Raw genomic sequence first — 23,963 nt, forward strand, 5'->3', positions numbered from 1 at the left:
CGCCTGCATCTGTGGATGAACGGCCTGCCCGTCGGCTACTGGGAGCATGCCCGCGACGGCGAGCGCCTCGTCTACTTCGACGAATGGATCGCGGACCCGCAAGGCCGCCCCCTGTCGCTTTCGCTGCCGTTCACGCCGGGCAACCAGCCGTATCGCGGCCGGCTCGTCAGCGACTACTTCGACAACCTGCTGCCCGACAGCGAACCGATCCGGCGCCGGATCGCGATGCGCTACAGAACGGGCGGCACGTCGCCGTTCGAGCTGCTCTCGACGCTCGGCCGCGATTGCGTCGGCGCGCTGCAGATGCTGCCGCCCGACGAAACGCCGGACGATCTCGATCGCATTCGCGGGCACGCGCTCGCCGACGCGGACATCGCGCGCCTGCTGCGCGAGATCACGTCCGCGCCGCAGGCCGGGCAGCACGAGCCGCTCGACGATCTGCGCCTGTCGATCGCGGGCGCGCAGGAAAAGACCGCGCTGCTGCGCCATCGCGGCCGTTGGCTGCTGCCCGAAGGCAGCACGCCGACCACGCATATCCTGAAGCTGCCGCTCGGGCTCGTCGGCAACCGGCGCGCCGACATGCGCACGTCGGTCGAGAACGAATGGCTGTGCTCGAAAATCGTCGCAGCGTACGGACTGCCGATCGCGCATTGCGACATCGCGCATTTCGACGATCGGAAGGCGCTCGTCGTCGAGCGCTTCGACCGCAAGCCGTCGAGCGATGCACGCTGGCTCCTGCGCCTGCCGCAGGAAGACATGTGCCAGGCGACAGGCACGTCCGCATTCGACAAATATCAGGCCGACGGCGGACCGGGTATCGAGGCGATCATGGACGTGCTCGCCGGCTCCGAGCACGCGGCCGACCGCTACGCATTCTTCGCGGCGCAGATCGTGTTCTGGCTGCTCGCCGCGACCGACGGCCATGCGAAGAACTTCAGCATCGCGCATCTGCCGGGTAATCGCTTTCGATCGACGCCGCTCTACGACGTGCTGTCCGCGCATCCGGTGATCGGTCGGGGTGCGAATCAATTGCCGGCGCAGCGCGCGCGGCTCGCGATGGGCGTGCGCGGCAAGAACCTCCACTATCCGATCAACCAGATCCAGCGGCGGCACTGGATCGCGCAGGGCCAGCGCGTCGGCTTCGCGCCGGCCGAAGTCGACGACATGATCGACGCGTTGACCGCGCGAACCGCAGGCGTCGTCGACGAAGTGTCGGCGCGGCTGCCGCGCGATTTTCCGCGAGACGTCGCCGACGCGATCTTCAGCGGGATGCTTCGTCTGAATGCGAAGCTCGCCGCGGCATCGCCGGCGCGAGCATAGCGAAGAAGCGGCGCGGCCGTTGCCGCGAACCCTGTCGCGCGTGCAACTCGATGCGTGGCGCACGCGGTTCATGGGCGACGTGATCGGGCCGGCGATCCGGGATCCGGCTCGCCGCGCGCTCGTGCAGCGGCATCGCGATGCGGGCGATCCGTGCTGCACCGTGGCCGCCGCCAACGTGTTGGTCACGGCGCCGATCGGCAAGGCGCTGGGATTCGACCGCCTGCTCGGCATCGAGCTCGGCGCCGAGGGAGACGATCCGCACGCGCGCTATACCGGCAATGCGGTCGGCGTGCCGACGTTCCGCGAAGGCAAGATCGCCCGCATCGAGCCGAGCGCTGGCTCGCGTCGCTCGGCTATCGCTTACAGGACATGGAACAGCCGCTCGGCGGCGAACGCATCTTGCGACCAGACCGGCGCCTCGAGGACATGGGCAATCGCTCGGCCGGGGCCGCCCCGGCGCCGCCTCGCCCGCTCGGCTCAAGTGGATTTGCGATGCCCGGCGTGCTGCTCGAACAGCCGCCGCACGATCAGGACGATGCCGACGACAATGCAGACAAATACGAACCACAGCGCGAGTACGTAGCCGACGAGTTGCCAGAACTCGTCGACGCGCGCCCGCATCACGGCCGCCGAATAGCCGGCCGCGCTGCTCGCCGCGTCGACGTACGCGGCCCGGTACAGAAAGAACGACCGGCAGACCGCGTTGTCCGGCTGCGTCGCCGACAGCAGCGAGCCCGCCGGCATCGCCCGCACTTCCGCGCATTCCGACGCCGTCATTCCGTCGACGATCGCCTGCTCGACCGGATGATCGACGATCGCGCTGATCCACGTCACACCGATTGCGAACAGCGCGCTCAGGCCTACCGCATGAATCCACCTGGCTAGCCGTCGATGTCGACGATGCTCGTACCTGTGTTCCATCGCATTGCTCCGTTGCGATCCCGTGGACGCGCGGCGCCGACGGGACTCCATTCGCCCGGATGCATACTGCGTGCAGTTGCAGCAAACCGGCTTGACCTGGCTCAAATGGAACGGGTCCCTCCACGCGCCCGATCGCGAAAAAAGCCGATCTCGCACCACCGGGCGAAATCGATGCGCGCGCCCATTCGAAACGCGCGGCCGCCCGTGAACGCCGCGGCGCGCGCGATCCCCTTCAAGCGCGCGACGCGCCGCCTCGATGCGCGTGAGTCAGATCGTCGAGAAACGCCTGCACGATCGGATCCTGCCGGCCGCGCCGCTGCGTAACCACCTGGAACGTCACGTCGTAGCCCAGCATGCCCGGATTCAGCGCCTTGAGCAGCCCCTGCTTCACGTAAGGCGCCGCGAAATGCCGAGGCAGATAGCCGAGATGATGGCCGGACAGGATCAGCAGCGCGACGGCCTCCATGTTGTCGGCTTGCGCGGTAACTTTCGCGGGCGTCGTCGACAACGCCGCTTCGGGCAGCGGATAGGTGCGCCACGCCCACTCGAAATCCGCGACGCTCGACGGCGCGAGCCGCCCCGCCCGCCTGAAGAGCGGATGGCCGCGCCCGCAGTACGCGACCTGACGTTCGACGAAGAGCGGCGTGTACTCGAGCGTCGGCACGCGATGCCAGAAATAGCCGATCGCGATCTGCACGTCGCCGCTCAGCAGACGCTCTGCGAGGTCGCCCGGCGGCCGCACCGAGATCACGAAGCGCACGGCTTCGTTGCGCTGCCGGAACCGCGCGATCGCGTCGCTGATGCGGGCGTTCTCGCTGATCGGCGTGTGGCCGATGAGGCCGATCGCGAGCGTGCCGACGAGCGTCTTGTCCATGTGCCGCGCTTCGCTGCTGAACGCGTCGACGGCCGCATACAGCTTCTTCGCGAGCGCGTAGAAGCGCTCGCCCTTCGTCGTCAGCCGAAAGCCGCTGCGCCCGCGCTCGCACAACCGGAAGCCGACGCGCGTCTCGAGCGTCGACAACTGCGTGCTGATCGTCGGCTGGCTGACGTTCAGCGTCGATTGCGCGACGCTGACGCCGCCCGCGTCGGCCACCGCGACGAACACGCGAATCAGCCGGAGGTCCAGATCCGTCAGGGTGCCGAGCATGCTTCCTCCGCGGCAAGCGCCGCCGATACATGGAATTTCATCAATGTGAACGTTGGATCTTCGTGATTCAAGTCGCACTTTTGGCGACGTACAACACGGCCTGTCGTCGTATTCGGATGATACGGCGCAACCGATACGATGGGAGCAAGACGATGCCGGATCACTATTTCCAGCCGCAAAGCGGCAACGCGATGCCCCGCTTCGGCGGCATCGCGACGATGATGCGGCTGCCGCAAGCGGCGAACGCCGCGAGGCTCGACGCCTGCTTCGTCGGCGTGCCGTTCGACCTCGGCACGTCGAACCGGACGGGCGCGCGGTTCGGCCCGCGCCAGATCCGCAGCGAATCGGTGCTGCTGCGCCCGTACAACATGGCGACGCGCGCGGCGCCGTTCGATTCGCTGCGCGTCGCCGACGTCGGCGACGTCGCGACGAATCCGTACAACCTCGCCGACTCGATCGCGCGGATCGAAGCCGCGTACGACGCGATCCTCGCGCACGGCTGCCGCCCGGTCACGCTCGGCGGCGACCACACGATCACGCTGCCGATCCTGCGCGCGATGCATCGCGAGCATGGGCGAGTCGGCCTCATTCACGTCGACGCGCACGCGGACGTCAACGACACGATGTTCGACGAGAAGATCGCGCACGGCACGCCGTTTCGCCGGGCCGTGGAGGAAGGCTTGCTGGATTGCAAGCGCGTCGTGCAGATCGGCCTGCGCGGCACCGGCTATGCGGCCGAGGATTTCGACTGGTGCCGCAGCCAGGGCTTTCGCGTCGTCCAGGCCGAGGCGTGCTGGAACCGGTCGCTCGCGCCGCTGATGGACGAAGTGCGCTCGCGCGTACAGGGCGGCCCCGTCTATCTGAGCTTCGACATCGACGGCATCGATCCCGCGTACGCGCCGGGCACGGGCACGCCGGAAATCGCCGGTCTCACGGTGCCGCAGGGTCTCGAGATCGTGCGCGGCGCGTGGGGGCTCGACATCGTCGGCGCCGATCTCGTCGAAGTCGCGCCGCCGTACGATCCGCTCGGCACTACCGCGCTGCTCGGCGCGAATCTTGCATATGAGATGCTCTGTGTGCTGCCCGGCGTGAAGCGGCGCGCCTGATCCCTGGCGGCGGACCCGACTGGCAAGCCAGGCCGGTCGAGGACGTTCGCCGAAATCGCGAATGCAGCGCGGCACGCGCGAAGCGGCGTGCCGCGACACCACGTGCCGACGGCGCGCATCGATCGGGATTCGGCCGGGCCGCCGCCGCATTCCGGCGTTCGCCACGCCGCTCCCGGCATGCCGAATCGCGCCTGCAGTTCGCCGGCGTCGGCCGCCTCGCCCGCTCCTTCTCAATCCCGCTCGAGACGAACGAGCCTTTCCGGACGGCGCACACCCGTTGCATCCAATGACTGCATCGACATCGGCCATTATCTCGGCATCGAATCCGAAACTTTCCCGTCCCTTTTTTCTCCAGCAAACGTATGATGATTGCCGCGCGTCAAGCGCATTCACGTACACGCAAGGAGACCCTTAATGAAAACACTGAAGTACGCGGCAGCGCTGCTGACCGCGGCGGCGATGAGCTCGTCATGGGCGCAACCCCCGACCCTCACCGCGCAATCGCACGTTTCCGGCATCAGCAAGGCGGAGCCGACGAAAATCGGCGAGCAGCTCGCTGCGCGTCGCGCGTCGCTGCCGAACCTGCCGCGTCCACTGCCGACGCTGTCCGCCAGCGCGATCCGGCAAGCCGGCGCGCGCGCGTCGCTCGCGACGCGGCAATCGACGCTCGGCGCCGCGGCCGCCGCGACCGTCGCGCCGAGCGTCGCGAACTGCACCGACGTGACGATCGGCGCCGCGTACAACGCGCCCACGGCGCCTGCCGGCCAGGCCGACTGCTTCCAGTTCGTCGCGCCGAGCGCGACGAAGATCATCGCGTACGTCGTGAACCTGCCCGCGAACGAACAGCACGACGTCCATCTCGTGCAGGTCAACGAAGACAGTTCGTGGACAGTGCTCGACAGCCAGGCCGACCTGTCGCCGAACAAGATCGTCGAAGCGATCCCCAACGGCCCGGTGCGTCTGCTGCTGCTCGTCAGCGCGCAGCAAGGCGCGGGCAACGCGACGTTCCAGTTCCAGGTGCTCGGCACGACGGGCTACGACAGCTACGAGCCGAACGATTCGATCCTGCATCCGACGCAGCTGTCCGGCAACCAGCAGATCAACGCGAACCTCGATACGGTCGCGGACTTCGACTACTACGCGGTGCAAGTGCCTTCGACGCAAACGACGAACTACGTGACGTTCAAGGGCGCGGGCACGCAAACGGCCGAGCTCGAGACCGCGCCGAACACATGGGCGACGCTGGCTTCGGGGACGTCGTACAACATCACGTCGCCTGCGGGCGCGACGCTGATGTTCCGCGTCTACGACAAGGGCACGACGGCGCCGGCCGCGCAAGCCTATACGCTGCGCGTGTCGGACGGCGCGGGCACCGCGGGCTTCTACCGCTTCCTCGACACCGAGAACATCACGCATCTGGTACGCACCGGCGGCGAGAACGTCGCACGGGTCGTGACGCCGGGCGTCGCCGCGTGGGATTCGACGGGCAACGTCCGCCTGCCGCCGGGCGAGCGAATCTGGGTGCGCGCATACGATAGCGCGGGACCGAACGGCCCCAACACGCTGTTGACGGAAACGTCGGGCTATACCGATGCGAACGGCAACCTGCTGGTCGATCTGAAAGTCGGCCTGTGCCAAGGCGGCGGGACGGTGACCGGCGACTTCTATACGATGTCAGTGCCCTCCGATCATTGGCGGATCACCTACAACCCGTATTCGTTCGCGGTCGCCTACCTCGACAACGGGAACTTGCATCAGAGCGCATCGATCGCCCGCTTCACGCATATCTGCACCGAAACCTATCTCGGCCGCAAATAAGTGCGAAAAAGGCGGCTCGCTTTCAGCGAACCGCCTTGCATGAAGCCGGTCGACGCGTCGCGCGCCGACCGGCCTGCTGAATCAGTCAATGCGGAACCTGTCGTCGAATCGACAAGGGACCGCTTCGTACGATGTCGAACGCGGGCGCGGCACTCGTCGCCGCGCTCGATCGCCGGCTCAGGCAATTGACGAGAACGCCGCCTCGACGGCCCGCTTTCCGCGTCTACGCGCGCGAGTTGATTGCATTGCGCGTCGCATCGCCGTATGGCCTGTGTCGTCAAGGCGCGCGCCGACACAGTTCCGCATCGAGCGGTTGCCGTCGCCGAAGGCGACGCTCGCACGAATACACGCCCCTTCCCCTCGACCATTCACGCTCTGCACGGCGGATGTCGATCTCGCATTCGTGATCGCGTGCGCGTGCGCCGCAACGCGAGCGACGTCCGACATCGCCGAACGAAGTTCCTCGCTCGCAATCAGCAACGTGATTCGTGCATGAAGGCAAACGCACGCAATCGCGACGCCTCGCACAGTGCGCCGCACCTGCACAGCGTCGAAAACGCGCATCGCAACAGCCGTCATCTCGGCTTGCTGCTCAGCTCCTTCAATCCCCTGATCACGCCGAGCAGCGCGCGCCCGTGCTCTTCGGTGCCGTCCCACGCTTCGACGATCGCCTCGCGCAGCAAGTCGTTGTACGGCGCCGAAAGCCGGCCCGACTGCCGCGTCTCGACGCCGTAGAAACTGCATAGCTTATTGAATGATGAGCTCCTGCGCAGCCGACGCCCGCTCGACAACCTCAGTCGCGAGACGGTGGGCTGACTGACGCCAGAAAGCCTAGCTATTTCGCTGGACGAGCGGGTATCGGCCAACAATCGGCTCAACAGGTCCTGAACAGAAAAATGTGTCTTGGGGGCTTCCATAGTATGCATTATACATATACATTAATGCCTAATGAATTGATCGTCGAATCTGACGATCGGCCGCATTCCGAGAAAGTTGATGACACTGAAACACCTACCCCCGACGTTTTGCTGGACCAAAATCGGTAACGAGTCCGGCGAAGCACTCCCGACCATCGTGCTGAGAAAGGAATGGGAGCGCCGGTTGGGAGGCGGGCGGTTTCTGTGGGGCATCGGCCAGCCACTCGGCAACAGCGCGCAGATCGCCGCGCATCGAACGGGCTCGCTGATCGCGCTGTTCTCGCCGGCGTCTAGCAAGCCGAGACAGGCGGAAAGAAAGCAGGAAGACGCGCTGCTCTGGAACGCGTGGATCGATGCGAGCGGCCAGGTGCGTCAGCTCCCGCCGCATACGTTCATCACGAGCCGCGCGACGCTGCCTTCGGGGCGGTGCCGCGAGCATTACTACGCGCTCGTGTGCGCATCGCCGACCGAGCTCAGCATCGGCACGCGCCTGCGCGTGCATCCTGATCACCTGCGCAGCGTGAGCACGGGCAAGGTGCTCGGCGCCGCGCAAAGCGCGGCGGTCGTCGATTGCATCAGCCGCGAATCCGGGCAGACCGGCAAGCACTATCCGCTCGCGCTGTCGATCGAGCTCGAAGCGCCGTACTTCGTACGGCTCACGCAGCCGAGCGTGCTGAAAGCGCGCGATCTCGCGGAAGTCATGAAGGCGACGCGCGACGGCGATTTCGACACGTTCGTCGAGCAGGTCGCGCGTCTGCGCAGCCAGCCCGCCGCCGAGCAGGCGCGCGGGTTCACGCGGGATCTGTTCGATTTGCCGCCCGTCGAATCCCTCACGCCGTTCGGCCATGCTTCACACGCGCATGCGAACCATGCGTGGTAACGGATCGAGCGCCTGAGTGCGCAACCGGACGCGCGACGCCCGGCAGCACGCGAAGGCTCACGCCGCTTCGCACGCGCCAGTCGCGTGTTGCAATCCGGCCACGGCGGCTCGATCGAGACGCAGAGAATCGGCACGAAGCGTCGCGCGCGGCGGCCGATGCAGTTGCATTCAGTGGTTCACGCCGGTGCGCGTCGCGCGATGCGAACGCTTGCCATCGGCCTGTCATGTTTGGCAACAGAGGAGAAACGTCCATGTCGACCATCCCGCATTCACGGGAAGCCCAGGCCGCGCAGCGTTTTTTCGAGGCGACGCGCAACGTCGATCTCGCCTTTCGCGCCGTTCGCGGTGACGCGGAGGACACGACGTCGAGCGTCGAATACGCGGCGGCAGTGTCGCGGCTCGATCGCGCACTGGATGAGCTCGCGCGGGCTCAGGCGCTGTTCGATTCGGCGGTCCGCATGCGCGCACGCAAACGCAACTGAGTCCGCTTCACGTTCGAACGACGCGCAGCGCGCCGATCTGTCGAAAAAAAACCGCATCCCTTCTTCCGTGACATCGATTCGTCACGCCATCCACCTCTCGGCCGCCGTCGATCGGCAAGGCGACGCGATGTGGCGCGACGGCGAATCGTGTCACGAACGGCGAATCATCGAATGATGAAGAAGCATTCGATGCAAGCGCCGACTCCACCCAAACGGCAACGCAGCGAAGCGCACGCGCCGTTCGTCGGATGACATCTCGTCGAACATGACGGCCGCACGATTCGCGACGTCAGCCGGTCGATGTCGCGCCGCTCGAGCGCAGCGGTTGCGCATCGCGTCGGGACGAAGCTCGCGCGCCCGCGCGAGAAATTCCGCGCCGCTCATGTTCGGCATCCGCATGTCGGAGACGATCAGATCGACCGCGTCGGGCGCGGGGGTCGTTCAGACGTCGTGCTCCGGCCAAGGCGATACGACGCGGTCGTTCGTCCCCGTCGGCAATCGCCATCACATCGTGCTGCAGGGCAGCGGCCTGTGCCTGAACGTGCCGGGCAGCTCGGTCGCGAGCGGCCTGTGCCTGAACGTGAGCGGCGGCTCGCTGTCGCCGGGCGCGCCGCTCATCCAGTATCCGTGCCAGGACGCGAATGCGCTCAACGCCCCCGTTCTCGCTCGGCCTGCCGCAGTCGTTCCCGGTCACGCTGCCGTCCGCGTGGAGTCCGGTGATTCCGCTGCCCGTCAATCCGACCGGCATCGCGAACACGCCGAACGGCAAGCTCGTGATGTGGTCCGCGGATCAGCAGTTCGGCTTCCAGAACGGCGTCGGCGGCAAGACGACGCAAACATGCGGCGCATGCCGATCGGTCTTGCGGCCCGGCCAGCCGACAATCGGGCGACCGCCGCTTCATTCGAGCACGATCGGGCAACGCGGCGGCAACACGTCCGCCGCCATTCCTTCGGCTTGCCGGATCGGCTGCGGAAAACCTCGTTCGTCAGCGATGCCCGCGATCCGCGATCCGTGATCGGAGCCGCCTGCGACGGCGCCACCGCAAGCCGCGCATGCCGTCAACGCCAATTCGCGTCCACCCACTGGCAAACGCGCTCCCACTCGGAGGTCCTCATGTACGCGATCGTTTCGCTCTCCAGCAAGGGCGCGTTGCGCCAGTCGTCGAGTTCGACGGTTTCGCCGAGCACGAAATCGCCGCGCTGGTAGCCTGCGCCCAGCAATTGCTGCGCTTGCTGCGTCGCCAGCATGGCGGTCGCATCGAACGTCAATCCGAGCAACGCGGAGGCCGGCACATCATGGCGCTCGAACGGCCAGAACCAGGTCGTCACGCCCCATTCGAGCGGATCGCCGACCGCGCTCGGACGGATGCCCGCCGGACTGACGCCGGTGCCGAGCGACAGCACGCGCAAGTTTCCGAGATTGCCGCCGAGGCCGCTCGCCAGCGCCTCGGAGACGGCGGTCATCGACGGATTGTTCGCGAACACGCCGCCGTCCGCAAAGTAGCCGAGCGACGGAACTTCGTACGGCGGGAAATAGGAAGGCGCGGCCGACGTCGCGAGCGCCGCGTCGACGAGGCCGACATGGCGATATGCATTGCCGCTCGCGTTCGAGAACGTGCAAGCGGACCAGCTTTGCATGGCCGGATCCCACAAGCGTGCCGAATTGACGACGATCAGTCGACGCAGCTCGGTCAGATCGCCGCCGCCGAGCAGTTCCTGCGCGATGTGCTTGAGCCCCGTATTGACGTACTGGCACGCCACGAGTCCCGGCCCGGCGAATGCGGCGAAGGTCGCGGCGTCCGTTTCGATTGCGACCTTCTGCTCGCGCCACGCCCGGTTTTCCTGAAATATTTCCGCGCCCCGATTCCTGTAGATGTCGACGACTTGCGAAATCGACACGCCGCGCGCAAGCGCCAGCGACAGCAAGCCGCCCGTCGACGTGCCGGCGAAGCCGTCTGCCTTCGCGATGATCCCGCTGCGCCGATCGAGATCCTGAATGAGCAAGGCAGTGATCAATCCCCTGATGCCGCCACCGTCGCAACTAAGAATCTTGAAGGTCATCGCGGTTCTCCTCGGCTGGTGATGCGGATGCGAGCGTTCTGTCGGGAAAACGCCTTGTCGCTCGGTGCATCCGTGAGTGGATCACGTGTGACGTCAGTTCTGTGTTCCCGCGTCGAGTGTGTCGAGTGTGTCGCGTGCCGCGTCCGATGCCACATGTCCGTTTCCATCGCAGCATCAATTCGGTTCGGCATTCCCTTCGGACCGGCCAGTCGTTTTCGATTTCTCCGCAACGATGCCTTCGCACCCGATCGTGCGAAACCGGCCGTTCGCAAGCGGCCTCGGCAACCGGTCACCGCGTCTTCTGCCGGCGTCCCTCGCGGCTTTCCCCGTTCCGTTCCGATAGCGACGAACATCGCGCCATGCGGCGACTCGATGCGCACTTTTAAATTAGGATGTGCGAGCCGCTTTGACCAGGCCGGGATGCAACAAACATGCATGCGTCACGCGCGTCGCGCTTCGACGACGCGCGCACGATCGACCGGCCGGCCGGAATTCGCGGCGACGTGCGGCCATCGCGCCCGCCGTTCGTCGCGAACCGTCCGCGCCCTGCCGGCGCATCGACATCGCAGCCCGGTCAACCCCTGTGACCGCGTCTTCACGACGCCTGCCGCCGGCTCCGCGTCAGTCGCTCGCGGCGGCCGCGCGTCGCGCACCGGTTGCGGCGCCCGCGCCGACGAAGCCCAAACGCGCGATCGCGACGATCCCCGCCATCGACACGCACGCCGGCGCCGCCGCCGCGAGAAACAGCGACGACGACGACCACTGCAGATGCATCAGCGCGCCGCCGAGCACCGGGCCGACGACGGAGCCGATCCGCCCGACGCCGAGGCTCCAGCCGATCCCGGTCGAGCGCAGCGAAGTCGGATAGTAGACCGCCGCGAGCGCATTGAGCGCGGGCTGTCCGCCGATGATCGAGAACCCGGTCAGGAAGATCGCCGCGAACACCGCGACGAGCGACGCCAGCACGAGCGGATGCCCGATCGACGCGATCGCGACGATCGCGAGCAGGAACGTCGTCGCGAGCACGGTCGTGAAGCCGATCCGGTCGATGATGCGGCCGAGCGCGAGCGTGCCGATCACGCCGCCCGCCCATAGCGCGGTGCCGGCGAGCACGGCGGTCGACGTCGAATAGCCGGCGTCGCGCATGACCGTCGGCAGCCAGTTCGACAGGAAGTACATGTCGAGCAGGTTCGCGAAATTGACGAGCCACAACAGCAGCGTGATGCGCGCGCGGCCGTCCTGGAACAGCGCGACGAACGGCATCCCCGCGCGATTCGATTCGACGCCGACGAGCATCGCATCATGCGGCAGCGACGCCGCGGGCACGATGCGCTCGAGCTGCCGGCGTGCACGCGCCGCGCCGCCGTCGCGAAACAGCAGGAACTGGATCGACTCCGGCAACGCGACGAACATCAGCAAGCCGATCGCGAGCGGAATCGCGCCGCCGACGAAAAACACGGCTCGCCAGCCGACGTGCGGAATCAGCGCGGCGGTGATGAGCCCGCCGACCACGCCGCCGACCGTGAAGCCGCACGACACGATCATCATCAGCGACACGCGAATGCGTCGCGGGCTGTATTCTCCGGCGAGCGCCATCGCATTCGGCATGATGCAGCCGAGCCCGAGGCCGGCCGCGAAGCGCCAGCCGATCAGTTGCGCGATCGACTGCGCGAAGCCGGTCGCGATCATGCAGACGGAAAAGAACAGCGTCGCGCCGATCAGCACCGGACGCCGGCCGATCTTGTCGGCGAGCGCGCTGAACACGAGCGAGCCGATCAGCATTCCGAATAATCCGGCGCCGAACACGGGCGACAGCGTCTCCTTCGCGATCCCCCATTCGCGGATCACGACCGGCGCGACGTATCCCATCGCCTGCACGTCGAATCCGTCCATCACAAGGCACGCCGCGCACAGCGCGACGATCGCCCATTGATGCGCGCCGAAGCGGCTGTTGTCTAGCATCTCCCGCACGTCCACTCGCGTATTCATCCGTTGTCTCCTTGTCTTGTCTCCGTCGTTGTCCGCCTGGTGTCGAGGGACGGACAGGCGCTACAGCTCGAGCACGAGCCGCCCGCGCTTCGCGCGCGAACAGCACGCCATCATCCGCGTGTTAGCCGCGCGCTCGCCCGTGCTCAGCACGCTGTCGCGATGATCGACTTCGCCTGCCAGCACGCGCACTTCGCACGAGCCGCACAGTCCTTCCTCGCAATCGCTCTGCACGTCGACGTTCGCCGCGCGCAGCGTCGCGAGCAGCGTCCGGTTCGCCGGCACCGTCAGCGTGACGCCCGAATCCTTCAACTCGACTTCGAACGACTGCCCGGCGGCCGGATCGAAGCGCGGCGCGCCGGCCGCGAAATGCTCGACGCGCAGCGCGTGCGCGGGCCAGCGCGGCGCGCACGCGGCGAGCGCATCGAGCATCCGCGCCGGCCCGCATGCATAGACCTGCGTGCCGGGCGCGACGTCGAGCGCGGCGAAATCGTGGCGCGTGCATTCGTCCGATACGTGCAAATGCAGCCGATCGCCGTGCAGCGCGGCGAGCTCGTCGACGAACGCCATCGTACAGCGGCTGCGTCCGCTGTAATGCAGCGCGTAATCGACGCCGCGTGCGCGCGCTTCCCGCGCGATCGCGCCGATCGGCGTGATGCCGATGCCGCCCGCGATCAGGATCGCGCGGCTCGCGCGTTCGTCGAGCGGGAAATGGTTGCGCGGCCCGCGAATCTTCACGCGCATGCCGGACTGCAAGCGCTCGTGCATCCATGCGGAACCGCCGCGACTCGCCGGCTCGCGCAGCACGGCGATCTCGTACGCGCCGCGCTCGGCCGGATCGCCGCACAGCGAATACTGCCGGGAAAGACCGGTGTCGCCGCATTCGACGTCGATGTGCGCGCCCGCGCCCCAGCGCGGCAACGGCGCACCGTCTGGCACGACGAGACGCACGCGCAGAATGCGCTCGGCCACGGGCGTCACGCTGTCGACTCGCAACGCGCGCCCCGCGCTGCGCGCGTTCGATTCGCCGATCCGCACGGTCAGCGCGAAGCGTCGGACATCCGCGCGCAGCCGCTCCGGATTTTCGGCCGGATCCCATTCGACCCAAATATGCTCCGGACCTCGAAACGATGTGTTCGGCACGTAAGTGAAGCGCTGTTCGGCGAGCCGCATGTGCGGCAGGCGGCGCGTCAGTTCGTCGATGAATATCTGCATCTCCATGCGCGCGAGATGCTTGCCCATGCATTGATGCGAGCCATACCCGAACGTCAGGTGATCGGCCGGGTTGTCGCGGTGGATGTCGAACAGATCCGGATCGGCGAAGCGGCGTTCGTCGCGATTCGCCGACGACGTGACGATCAGCAGCTTCGCGCCCGCCGGAATCGCGACGCCGCCGACCGTCGTATCGCAGGTCGCGAGCCGTCGCCACGCGGCGATCGAACCGTTGTGGCGCAGGCATTCGTCGACCGCATTCGGAATCAGCGAAGCATCTTCGCAGAGCTCGCGCCATGCTTGCGGGTGCTGCAGCAACAGCTTCAGCGCATTCGCGGTCGCGTTCGCGGTGGTCTCGTGCGCGGCGACGATGCCCGCCATCATCATCGAATGCAGGTACGAATCAGTGACGATGTCCGGATGCTCGCGCTGCATGCGGATGCCGAACTGCATCCAGCCGGGTCCCGACGGATCCTCGCGCATCCTGTCGAGCACCTGACCAGCGTACTGCCAGAACTGCCCGACCGCATGCGCGACCGCGACCTGCTCTTCCGGCCGCGGCCGGCCCCACGTGTTGACGGTGTGCGCGATCGAATATCGGCGCAGCGTATCCATGTCTTCTTCGGGAACACCGAGGAAATGCAGCGCGACCGTGAGCGGCACCTCCCACAGCATCTGGTCGACGAGGTCCGCGCGTCCGTCGTCGACGAAGCGGTCGACGTATTCACGCGCGAGCCGCCGCACCATCGGCTCGTGCGCGCGCAGCGCGTCGGGCGTGAACGGCTCGATCAGCAAGCGCCGCCGCGCCGTGTGCGCGGGCTCGTCCTCGTTGACGAGCGTGCGATTCATCGCATAGCCGTACGACGCGAGCACCGCATTCGCTTCCGCTCCGGTCGGCGTGATCTTCTCGAGCGCGATCGACGGGCTGAAGGTCCGGTTGTCGCGGAAGATCGCCTTGATGTCGTCGTAGCGCGCGACGACCCAGTAGCCGAGCTTCGGGCTGTAGAACACCGGCTCCTGTTCGCGCGCCCAGCGCACGTATTCGGGCGGATCCTGCTGATACGCGTCGTCGAACGGATCGAACGCGGCCGCCCCGGCGCTCGCCGGACAACCAGCCGGATGCGCGGCGGCGCCAGGCGAAGCGGAATGGAACGGACACTGCGCGGCATGCGAAGCCGGCGTGGACGCGACGTTCGTCATGGCAGTTCTCCAATTGGCAATTACGTTTTGCGTAACTCTAGTACGCATTGCGTAAATCAATGATCGGGGTTAACCTGCATCGCATTCCCATCGTAGTCACGCCGCTCGAGCAGCGCCTGCCGGCCGCCGCCAGATCGCCGCCTGACCGCTACGACACGCTCTACAATCGCGCTGATGACAAAAAAGGCCCCTACCCCGAAGCCCGCGAAGGCAACCCGCACCCGTGCGCACCATGCGCCCGCGCCGACTCCGCCGCCCCGCTCAGCGCCCGCGCCGCGCGAACGGCGGCAGCGCGTGCAGGCGGCCGCGACAGGCATGGCGGTGCTCAAGGGACTCGCGCGGCTCGGCGGACGCGCGACGCTGACGGCCCTCGCGATGCACATCGACGAAAGTCCGGCGAAAGTGCACCGCTATCTGGCGAGCCTGATCGAAGAAGGCTTCGTGTCGCAGGATCGCGGCACGCAGCAGTACTGCCTCGGCACCGAGGCGCTGCTGATCGGCGTTGCCGCGATGCGCCAGGCCGAACCGATCCGCGCGGCGGAGCCCGCGCTCGTGCGGCTGCGCGAGGCGCTCGAGCTGACGTGCTTCGTCGCCGTGATGGGCAACCGCGGGCCGACGATCCTGCGCATCGAGGAGCCGGGGCTGCCCGTGATCGTCAACGTGCGTGCGGGTTCGGTGCTATCGCTGCTCGGGTCCGCGACTGGCCGGCTGTTTCTCGGCCTGCTCGACGATTCGACGATCGATGCGATGGCTCAGGCCGAGCTCGCGACGGCGCCCGACGAGCTGCGCGCGCAACTGGACACGCGAGATCCGATCGGCGCGCTGCGTCGCGCCGTGCGAGCGGCCGGTTGCGCGGCGGTGCGCGATACGAATCTGAAGGGCATCAGCGCGGTGTCCGCGCCGCTCCGCGATTACACGGGGCACGTATGCGCGGCGCTGACCGTGCTCGGCGCGACCGGGGCGTTCGATGCGTCGCTCGACGGAGAAGCCGCGGCCGCGCTGCGGCGCGAAGCCGACGCGACGAGCGCGGTGCTCGGCTATCGGCCGGCTACGTAGCGACGCGTCGCCGCGCCGATCGAGCATTGCGCTGCAAATACGCGCAAGCGTTCGTCGGCACCGTTACCCTCAATCGGAAGTCGCGTCGACTTCGGCTGCAAAGTCCTCGTTGGCGTTCGAACACCGGCAGCGGGCGACGGAAACGCCGCTCAGTTAGCGCTGCAGCACGATATCGACGCGCCGGTTGTTGGCTCGCCCTTCGGCCGTCGAATTCGACGCGACCGGATCGGCCTTGCCGCGTCCGATCGACACGAGCGTATCGGCCTGCAGCCCGCGATCGCGAAGATAACGGGTCACGGCGTCCGCGCGTTGCTGCGAGAGCTGCAGATTTGATGCGTCGGAACCGACCGCGTCCGTGAAGCCGGTGACGGTCACGCGCGAGAAGTACTTGCCGGCCTGCCGATTCAGCAGTTCGTCGAGCCTCGCGCGAGCGGCGGGAGCCAGCGTCGCCGAGCCGGTCGCAAAAAACGCATCGCCCGACAGATGCACGCTTTCGGCAGCCGCCGGCGGCGCCGCAACAGGCGCGGGCGTCGGCGCGGCGGGTGCCCCACATTGGAATACGAGCGTGCGTGGATCGGCGCGATCACGCAGCGGCCGCGTCGAGTCGACCGTGCGAACCGGCTGGTCGCCGCATTGGCGCCGCGCGACCTTCATGCACGTCGCCTGGCTCGAAAAGATCCCGTGGCAGTCGACCTGATACGTGCTGACGCCGTCCCTTGGCTGCAGTTCATACGCGTTGAACGTCGGACCAGAGGCGCTCGAGCACGCGGTGAGAAACAGGGCGGACAGGATCGGGACGAGATGAAATTTGTTCACTGTATTGCTCCGGAAAAGCCGTGTAGAGAAGCGAAGCCGCGCAGTCGTGCGCCGGCTTCGCGCGCAATCGTCGAGGCCGCGAGCGCCGTTCGTGCCGATGCAGCGCGACTAACCGGACGGACTCGCGAAGCCGGGCACCCGTACGAGTTGCCCGGCCTCTCCGTTACTTCCACTGGTACAGCATGCCCGCGCCCACGACTCGCTGGCTTCCGCTGAAACCGCCGTTCAGTGTCGCCTTGATGTTCTCCGTAATGCGGGCCTGCATCCCGACGGCCATCGCCTTCTGACCGGCGAAGGTCGCCGTGCCGATCCCCATCGCGAAGTTGGAATCGCGGTCCATGTGCGGAATCGACGCCATCGCGGCCGTGGCGGCGATCCCCTCGCGCGCCATCGAATCCGTCTGCTGGATCTGCTGCTGCATCTGGTTGACCTGGTTGCCCAGGTTGTTCACCGACGTCGACAGCGCGGTCGAGACGGCGTTCAGCTGATTGACGTTGACCGCATCGTTGCCTTCGGTGCCCGCCGCGACATTGGCGACCTGCCGCGCCGAGTTCGCGGAGCCCACCGACAGCACACCCGCGCGACCGCCGTCGTTGCTGCCGGTGCCGAGCGCGACCGAGTTGCTGCCGCTTGCCGTCGCGCCGACGCCGATCGCGGTCGACCCGTTGCCCGCCGCCTGCGAGCTGTTGCCGACCGCCGTGCTGTTCGCGCCCGATGCCACGGCCCCCATGCCGCCTGCGGACGCGTTCGTGCCGCTCGGCGCCGGCGCGCCGTTCGTCCCGGACAGGTTGGACGTGAACGACCCGCCGGTAGTCGTCGTCCGCTGGTTGATCAGCGTCGTCAGCTGACTGGCGACCGCATCGAGCTGCGACACGTTGACGGCATCGCTGCCGACGCGTCCTGCGGCCAGCCCGGTGATCTGCCGGTTGCCGACGTTGACTTCGCCCGCCGACGACTGCGGCGAACCGAGCCCGTACGCGATGTAGTTGTTCAGCGCGCCGACCGTCGTCAGCGAACCGGCGCCGAGTGCGACGCTGTTCGCGAACGTCGCGCTTGCGCCGGCACCCAGCGCGACCGCGTCGATCGCGCTGCTGTGCGCGCCCGAACCGTACGCGATGCCGCCCGCGTTGAGTGCGGTTGCATTCGCGCCTTGCGCGATCGATTGCGCGCCTGCCGCAATCGAACCGCTGCCAAGCGCGATCGCGTCCGCCTGAGCCGAGCTCGCGCTCTGCCCGATCGCGATTCCTCCTGGTGCGGTCGCGTCGACGATCGCGCCATTGCCCATGCCGATTCCGTTGTCGCCGTTGACCACGGTCGTCGGCCCCACCGCGACCGACTCCACGCCGACAGCCAGCGAGTCGGCCTGCAGCGAGTTCGCATGGAAGTACTTCTGTCCAGTGACCGCGAACGACGACAGCGCACCGGCGAGCTGCCGGACGGTGACAGCGTCTTGCGCCTGCGTGCCGTCGGCGACGTTGGTCAGTTGGCGATAGGTATTGCCGCTCGTATCGCCGAACGAAACCGCGCCGAGCAGCGCACGGTCCGACGTGTTGAACGGAATCGCGTGACTGCCGACCGCGATCGAACCGACGCCCGACAGAACGGCCCGATCCGACACCGAGCCCGAACCGATCGCGACGCCGCCCGCGACCGACACGTTCGACTGCGCACCGAGCGCCAGCGCATTGGCGACCTGCGCCTGCGCACCGTTGCCGGCCGCGAGGCTGCCGGTACCGCTTGCTATCGCCAGCGGACCGATCGCGACGCTGTCCGTGCCGATGGCCTGGCTGTCGGCCGCAGTGGAATTCGCGTGGAAGTACTTGATGCCCCCGCCGTTCCGGATGTCGTTGACGGCATTGGTCACGTTGGTCACGTTCTGGTTGGTCGCATACAGTTGCGAGCCATTGACCGCGTCCGTGCTCGCCGGACTCAGCGTGGCCGCCGCGACGTTCGTGATCGTGTTCGAACCGCTGCCGCCGTGCGCGGCACTGAACGCGCCGGCGCCGCCGTTCGCCGCCGGATCCCACAACAGCGCATCGTTCTGCACCTGGTTGAGCTGCGAACTCACCGCCTGCAACTGGCTGACGTTCACCGCATCGGTCGGCGCCGCGCCGGCCGCCACGTTCGTGATGCGCCGCTCGACCCCGGCGGAACCGACCGACACTTCACCGGCCGGCGTCGCACCCGCCACCGTTCCCGTGCCGGGGTTGAAAGCGGCCAGCCCCAGATTGGCGTTCGTCGTCGAATTGGCGCCTAGCGCAACCGAATTCGCGGCCGTCGCCTGCGCGTTGCCGCCGATCGCAACGCTGTCCGCGCCCGTCGCCTGGCTGTCCGGCGCCGTCGAGTTCGCGTGGAAATACTTGATCCCGCCGCCGTTCGTCATGTTGCTGATCGCCGTGGTGTTCGCATCGACCTGCTGGTTCGTCGCATAAAGCTGCGAACCGTTGACCGCGTCGGTGCTGCCCGAATTCAGTTGGCCGGCCGCAACGTTCTGGATCTGCCGTTCCGCGCCCGGCGCACCCACGCTCACGGCGCTCGTGGGCGTCGTGCCCGCGAAGCTGTAGGCCGTGCCGCCGATCGTCGCGCCGGACGTCTGCGTTACCGTCGTGGTCGTCGAATTGGCGCCCAGCGCAACGTCGCCCGCGTGGTTCGCGACCGCGTTCGTGCCGATCGCCACACTGTCGGCACCGAACGGCCGGCTGTCGGCGCCTGTCGAATTGGCGTGGAAATACTTGACGCCTGCGGTCGTCCCGCCTCCACCGATCGCATCCAGCGCATTCTGGACAGAGTTGTACGTGTTGCCCGCGTAGTTGAGGCTGGTCGTCACGGCGCCCGTCGCGCTGTTGTACGTGCTGCCGCCGCCGAGGCCGGCCGCGACGCTGTTGCCGAGCGTATCGACGCCCGAGACGACGGAGAACAGCTGCGAGCCGTTGACCGCGTCGGTGCTCGCCGACGAGATCACGCCCGCCGCGACGTTCTGCAGTTGTCGTTCCCGGCCGGGGGCGCCGATCGACACGACGCCATTGGCCGCCGTCGCCGGGCCGGCCGCGGTCCCGGCATAAAGCGCGGTCGCACCCGTGTGCGGCGATGCCGCCGTGCTGCCCGCGCCGAGCGCGACGCTGTTCGCCGACGTGGCGCTCGCGCCTGCGCCGAGTGCCAGCGCGTTGATCGCGCTACTCTGCGCGCCCGAACCGAGCGCGACGCCGCCCGCATTCAGCGCACTCGCATTCGCGCCTTGCGCGATCGACTGCGCGCCGGCGGCCGTCGCACCGCTGCCGAACGCGATCGCATCCGCCTGCGCCGAGCTCGCGCTCTGGCCGATCGCCATGCCGCCGGGCGCCGTCGAATCGACGATCGCGCCGTGTCCGATGCCCACGCCGTTGTCACCATTCACGACGGTCGACGGGCCGACGGCGACAGAATCCGTTCCGACGGCGAGCGAATCTGTCTGCGTCGAATTCGCATGGAAATATTTCTGGCCCGTTACCGCGAACGACGCGAGCGCGCCCGCCAGCTGACGCACGGTCACCGCGTCCTGAGCCTGTGTGCCGTCAGCAACGTTGGTCAACTGGCGATAGGTGTTGCCGCTTGCATCGCCGAACGAAACCGCGCCGAGCAAGGTCCGATCGGACGTGTTGAACGGGATCGCGTGACTGCCGACCGCGATCGAACCGACGCCCGACAGAACGGCCCGATCCGACACCGAGCCCAAACCGATCGCGACGCCGCCCGCGACCGACACGTTCGACTGCGCACCGAGCGCCAGCGCGTTCGCCGCCGCGGCCTGCGCACCGTTTCCGGCGGCCAGGCTGCTCGCGCCGCTCGCGACCGCGAACGGACCGATCGCGACGCTTTCGGCGCCGGTCGCTTGGCTGTCGGTTGCGGTGGAATTGGCGTGGAAGTACTTGATGCCCTGCGAATTGATGTTGTCAATCACCGACCCGACATTGTTGTTGATCGTCGTCGTGCCGTTCGCGTTGTACGTCGTATACGACGGCGCAGAGATCGAGCCGGCCGTCGGATTGTAGGTCGCGCCTCCGCCGAGTGCCGAAGCTGTGCCGTTGCCGAGATTGTTCGTTGTGTTGACGACCGTGCCGAGGCCGGTGGACAGCGAAGCGATGCCCGTCGAGGTCGACGTGGACAGCGACGTGATCGAGCTGGTCGCCGATGAAAGGCCGGTCGACGTCGACGTGGACAGCGACGCCACCGAACTGTCGGTAGAGCTCAAGCCGGTGGACAGCGAAGCGATACCCGTCGACGTCGACGTGGACAGCGACGCCACCGAACTGTCGGTAGAGCTCAAGCCGGTGGACAGCGAAGCGATACCCGTCGACGTCGATGTCGACAGCGACGCCACCGAACTACCGATCGACACGAGACCGGTCGACAGAGAACTGAAGCCCGCCGATGTCGACGTCGACAACGAGTCGATCGCAAGATTGGTCGCATTCAATTGCGAGCCGTTGATCGCATCCGTGCTTGCCGAACTGATGCGCCCGGCCGCCACGTTGGTGATCTGTCGCTCGCTGCCGGACGCACCGACGCTCACGACACTCGTCGGATTCGTTCCCTGAAAACTGTACGTGACGCCGCCGATGGTCGCGCTCGCCGTGGGATTCGGTGCGGCCGTCGATGATCCGGAGCCCAGTGCGACATCGCCCGCATTGTTCGCAACCGCCGACGAACCGAACGCGACGGCGCCGGCCGCCGCCGCCGTCGACGTGTTGCCGAGCGCAATCGAGCCCTGCCCCTGCGCGTTGTTCGAATTGCCGATCGCGACTGCGCCGTTGCCGTTGGCGGTGTTGTTCGAACCGGCCGTCACCGCGCCGGTGCCGATCGCGGTGCTTGGATCGCCGATTGCAACCGCACCATTGCCGCTCACCGTTTGCCCTTCACCCAGCGCGACTGCGCCGGTACCGCCGAGCACTTGGGAGTTATGGCCGCCGGCAATGGAGCCGGTGCCGGCCGTCGCCGCCACCATGTTGCTGTCGCCAATGGCCACGCTCGATCCCGCGAGAGCTTGCGACTTGAAGCCAACAGCCGTCGCATCGCCATTGCTCGCAACCGTCTGGCTACCCAACGCGATAGCGCTGCTCCCTGACGCCGTTGCATTCGTGCCCATAGCGATGGCATTGGTATTGCCCCCCGTCAGAGCCGAGTCGCCTATCGCAATGGACGAGGAACCAGCGGAGCGGGCGCCGGTGCCGATAGCAATGGCGCGAATGCCTGACGCTGCGGCGCCCGCCGCAGCCGCCGGTGCGGATGAACCGCCTTCCGCGACGGAATCCGCCCCACCCAGCGCTATCGAGTTTGCGCCGCTGGCGCTAGAGCCGTTCATCATGCCGAGCGCGCTCACGCCGACGGCGGCAGCGCCCGCCCCCAATGCCACCGCATTCTGCGCCGTGGCGGCAGCCACCGTTCCCGCTGCCAACGAAGAGGGACCGGATGAAGTTACGTCAGTGCCGACAGCAATCGCCCCCGGCGCCGTTGCGCCCGTGCCCGCGACCGTGCGCGCCCCAAGATATACAGAGTTGAGACCGCTGGCGATGGCCTGGAAGCCGATGGCGGCGGTATGCTGCCCGGAGCCGTTGGCCCCATAACCCATCGCGACGGCTTCGGGCCCGCTCGCCACCGTCTGGAAACCGACGGCCGTGGCATAGTCGCCGGTAGAGGCAACGTCAGTGCCAATGCCAATGGACGATAGTCCAGTCGATCCAGTGCCAGCGGCACTGCGTGCGCCCATGTAAATGGAATTGAGACCGCTGGCAATGGACTGAAAGCCGACAGCAACCGCGTTCTGCCCACCGGCGCTGCTCCCCCAGCCGGCCGCCAACGAATACGCTGCCAACGCGGTGGAACTGACGCCGAGAGCAGTGGAGTTCCCCCCCGAGGCAACGGCGAAGGTGCCCAACGCGCTGGCGCCGGCCGCCGTAGCGCTGGCACTGACTCCCAGCGCCACCGAATTGATGTTGTTCGAGACCGTGCCGGCGCCCAGCGCCATCGAACCCTGGCCCGTGGCCGCTGCACCCTGGCTGAGTGCGACCGTGTAAAGTCCCGTGGCATTGGCCTGGTAGCCAAGCGCCATCGCCCCGGCTCCATTGGCTATGGACTGATAACCCACGCACGTCACGCTGCCATTGTAGAAGTTGTAGGGTGCCGTAGAGCAGTTCACTTGCGCCTGCGCCTGCGCATCCCATCCCCCCACACCAATCAGCAGCAGCACGACCAGGCTCCTTGGCGGCGTACTCCAGCGGGCTTTCTCGCTGCTCGACTCGCCAACCTCCGCATCATCCGCCGCCGCGCTTCTCGACGACGAAACTCGCTTCCCGCGCGCACGATCGAGTTCGGACGCGGCAACCCAGGTCCCCAATGCTTCGTTCCAGATCGACTTGAACGACTTGTTCATCTCTGTTTCCCCTCGCTTCTGATGTGCTGGATGACACAACAGCGAACGCGCCGGCAAGCGAAGACGGTTCATCCTGTTCCATCCACGCCAGTCTCGCTCCGCCTCATAGATTTCGGCTTACTAAATATCCTTCGGAATAGCACCGCACGTTTCTCGCGAAACACGTCCATGGGCGTGCGGTCGGCGCGCTCGTCGGCCACGACGCGCAATGGCCGTCGCCGGTTATCGAATCACGGAAACCGATGTCGCCGGCGAGGCGGTGGCGTAACACCCGGCGCACCGCAGGAACGCGCGGTCGTACGCTGTCGCCCCGCGCAAGGGATGACATCGAATCTCATGGAACCCGTCGTTCGGGCGACGCCGGACAGGAGCCGCTCGAATCCCGGGGCGGCCCGTCGCTGCTTATTTCACTCGGGTGGAGGATGACGCCGTTCGGCGCCCGGGAATGAAGTGTGCATCGCTCGATTGCGGATGTTGATGACCGACACCGGCTCGATCGAGCCGGTGTCGTGACCTGCCGCGCCTGAAGTGCTCATATTTTTCGTGCCCGCCTGGTTCGATTGAGCACTGCGCGCGACCGCCTCCGATAGATTGGACCGCAAGGCCGCTGACGCGAAGCAACTCACATTTGCCAT

15 protein-coding genes and 1 pseudogene are annotated in these 23,963 nt (G+C 67.1%); 8 read left to right on the plus strand and 8 right to left on the minus strand.

The features are described 5' to 3' along the window. The first annotated feature begins 15 nt into the window (after positions 1-15). Entirely contained in the window at positions 16-1,320 is a 1,305-nt protein-coding gene (locus WS70_RS27325; protein WP_418230175.1) for a type II toxin-antitoxin system HipA family toxin, read from the plus strand. Beyond that, positions 1,283-1,903, plus strand: coding sequence for an HAD family hydrolase (locus WS70_RS33930; protein ID WP_059597452.1), 621 nt, complete (start codon positions 1,283-1,285; stop codon positions 1,901-1,903). Before WS70_RS27325 ends, WS70_RS33930 begins: the two co-directional genes overlap by 38 nt. On the opposite strand, the gene WS70_RS27335 is transcribed toward WS70_RS33930, so the two are convergent. Together WS70_RS27335 and WS70_RS27345 are read right to left on the minus strand one after the other, a co-directional pair. Continuing rightward, on the minus strand, positions 1,798-2,241 hold the full coding sequence (locus tag WS70_RS27335) for a hypothetical protein (protein ID WP_059597454.1): 444 nt from the start codon (positions 2,239-2,241) through the stop codon (positions 1,798-1,800). The two genes, WS70_RS33930 and WS70_RS27335, sit on opposite strands and share 106 nt — an antisense overlap. Positions 2,242-2,473: 232 nt before the next feature. Further along, positions 2,474-3,388: a LysR family transcriptional regulator gene (locus tag WS70_RS27345; protein ID WP_059472901.1), complete on the minus strand. Its 915-nt coding sequence runs from the start codon at positions 3,386-3,388 to the stop codon at positions 2,474-2,476. Between the two features lie 152 nt (positions 3,389-3,540). On the opposite strand from WS70_RS27345, the gene speB reads away from it, so the two are divergent. Further along, a complete protein-coding gene (gene speB, locus WS70_RS27350; protein WP_059472943.1) occupies positions 3,541-4,494 on the plus strand; it encodes an agmatinase in 954 nt (317 codons plus the stop codon). A 414-nt stretch (positions 4,495-4,908) separates the two neighbouring features. After that, positions 4,909-6,312 carry a hypothetical protein gene (locus WS70_RS27355; protein ID WP_059597456.1) on the plus strand — a complete coding sequence of 468 codons (1,404 nt, stop codon included), beginning with the start codon at positions 4,909-4,911 and terminating at the stop codon, positions 6,310-6,312. Between the two features lie 575 nt (positions 6,313-6,887). Here WS70_RS27355 and WS70_RS27360 read toward each other — a convergent pair. Next, positions 6,888-7,229 carry a DNA-binding protein gene (locus WS70_RS27360; protein WP_082716391.1) on the minus strand — a complete coding sequence of 114 codons (342 nt, stop codon included), beginning with the start codon at positions 7,227-7,229 and terminating at the stop codon, positions 6,888-6,890. Positions 7,230-7,308: 79 nt separating this feature from the next. Here WS70_RS27360 and WS70_RS27365 point away from each other — a divergent pair, with 79 nt between their 5' ends. The 3 genes and pseudogenes from WS70_RS27365 to WS70_RS27380 form a co-directional block, all read left to right on the plus strand. Beyond that, on the plus strand, positions 7,309-8,109 hold the full coding sequence (locus WS70_RS27365) for a hypothetical protein (protein ID WP_059472942.1): 801 nt from the start codon (positions 7,309-7,311) through the stop codon (positions 8,107-8,109). Between the two features lie 251 nt (positions 8,110-8,360). Further along, positions 8,361-8,591, plus strand: a complete 231-nt coding sequence (locus WS70_RS27370; protein ID WP_059472899.1) for a hypothetical protein — start codon at positions 8,361-8,363, stop codon at positions 8,589-8,591. 415 nt (positions 8,592-9,006) lie between these two features. Beyond that, a pseudogene (locus WS70_RS27380) lies at positions 9,007-9,430 on the plus strand (RICIN domain-containing protein); the annotation flags it as partial. A gap of 220 nt (positions 9,431-9,650) precedes the next feature. Here the strand turns inward: WS70_RS27380 and WS70_RS27390 are convergent. From WS70_RS27390 to WS70_RS27400, 3 genes are all read right to left on the minus strand, one after another. Continuing rightward, complete coding sequence (locus WS70_RS27390) at positions 9,651-10,652, minus strand: patatin-like phospholipase family protein (RefSeq protein ID WP_059472896.1); 1,002 nt, start codon at positions 10,650-10,652, stop codon at positions 9,651-9,653. A gap of 621 nt (positions 10,653-11,273) precedes the next feature. After that, positions 11,274-12,641 (minus strand): MFS transporter, encoded by a 1,368-nt coding sequence (locus WS70_RS27395; RefSeq protein ID WP_059472895.1) that lies wholly within the window; start codon positions 12,639-12,641, stop codon positions 11,274-11,276. A 60-nt stretch (positions 12,642-12,701) separates the two neighbouring features. Then, positions 12,702-15,050: a cytochrome P450/oxidoreductase gene (locus WS70_RS27400; protein WP_059597464.1), complete on the minus strand. Its 2,349-nt coding sequence runs from the start codon at positions 15,048-15,050 to the stop codon at positions 12,702-12,704. 174 nt (positions 15,051-15,224) lie between these two features. On the opposite strand from WS70_RS27400, the gene WS70_RS27405 reads away from it, so the two are divergent. Beyond that, positions 15,225-16,106: an IclR family transcriptional regulator gene (locus WS70_RS27405; protein WP_226382870.1), complete on the plus strand. Its 882-nt coding sequence runs from the start codon at positions 15,225-15,227 to the stop codon at positions 16,104-16,106. A gap of 153 nt (positions 16,107-16,259) precedes the next feature. Here the strand turns inward: WS70_RS27405 and WS70_RS27410 are convergent, their stop codons facing one another. Further along, positions 16,260-16,922 (minus strand): OmpA family protein, encoded by a 663-nt coding sequence (locus tag WS70_RS27410; RefSeq protein ID WP_059472892.1) that lies wholly within the window; start codon positions 16,920-16,922, stop codon positions 16,260-16,262. Between the two features lie 163 nt (positions 16,923-17,085). Next, positions 17,086-23,328: a YadA-like family protein gene (locus WS70_RS27415; RefSeq protein ID WP_108034082.1), complete on the minus strand. Its 6,243-nt coding sequence runs from the start codon at positions 23,326-23,328 to the stop codon at positions 17,086-17,088. Positions 23,329-23,963: the final 635 nt, after the last annotated feature.

The sequence above is a fragment of the Burkholderia mayonis genome (assembly GCF_001523745.2).
GTDB lineage: Bacteria > Pseudomonadota > Gammaproteobacteria > Burkholderiales > Burkholderiaceae > Burkholderia > Burkholderia mayonis.

Bases quoted from the DNA above. Each gene is read 5' to 3' on its own strand.
- WS70_RS27360 (WP_082716391.1), bottom strand. From the start codon at position 7,229: ATGGAAGCCCCCAAGACACATTTTTCTGTTCAGGACCTGTTGAGCCGA.
- WS70_RS27365 (WP_059472942.1), top strand. From the start codon at position 7,309: ATGACACTGAAACACCTACCCCCGACGTTTTGCTGGACCAAAATCGGT.
- WS70_RS27405 (WP_226382870.1), top strand. From the start codon at position 15,225: ATGACAAAAAAGGCCCCTACCCCGAAGCCCGCGAAGGCAACCCGCACC.
- WS70_RS33930 (WP_059597452.1), top strand. From the start codon at position 1,283: ATGCGAAGCTCGCCGCGGCATCGCCGGCGCGAGCATAGCGAAGAAGCG.
- WS70_RS27395 (WP_059472895.1), bottom strand. From the start codon at position 12,641: ATGAATACGCGAGTGGACGTGCGGGAGATGCTAGACAACAGCCGCTTC.
- WS70_RS27355 (WP_059597456.1), top strand. From the start codon at position 4,909: ATGAAAACACTGAAGTACGCGGCAGCGCTGCTGACCGCGGCGGCGATG.
- WS70_RS27335 (WP_059597454.1), bottom strand. From the start codon at position 2,241: ATGGAACACAGGTACGAGCATCGTCGACATCGACGGCTAGCCAGGTGG.
- WS70_RS27325 (WP_418230175.1), top strand. From the start codon at position 16: ATGAACGGCCTGCCCGTCGGCTACTGGGAGCATGCCCGCGACGGCGAG.
- WS70_RS27390 (WP_059472896.1), bottom strand. From the start codon at position 10,652: ATGACCTTCAAGATTCTTAGTTGCGACGGTGGCGGCATCAGGGGATTG.
- WS70_RS27345 (WP_059472901.1), bottom strand. From the start codon at position 3,388: ATGCTCGGCACCCTGACGGATCTGGACCTCCGGCTGATTCGCGTGTTC.
- speB (WP_059472943.1), top strand. From the start codon at position 3,541: ATGCCGGATCACTATTTCCAGCCGCAAAGCGGCAACGCGATGCCCCGC.
- WS70_RS27415 (WP_108034082.1), bottom strand. From the start codon at position 23,328: ATGAACAAGTCGTTCAAGTCGATCTGGAACGAAGCATTGGGGACCTGG.
- WS70_RS27400 (WP_059597464.1), bottom strand. From the start codon at position 15,050: ATGACGAACGTCGCGTCCACGCCGGCTTCGCATGCCGCGCAGTGTCCG.
- WS70_RS27370 (WP_059472899.1), top strand. From the start codon at position 8,361: ATGTCGACCATCCCGCATTCACGGGAAGCCCAGGCCGCGCAGCGTTTT.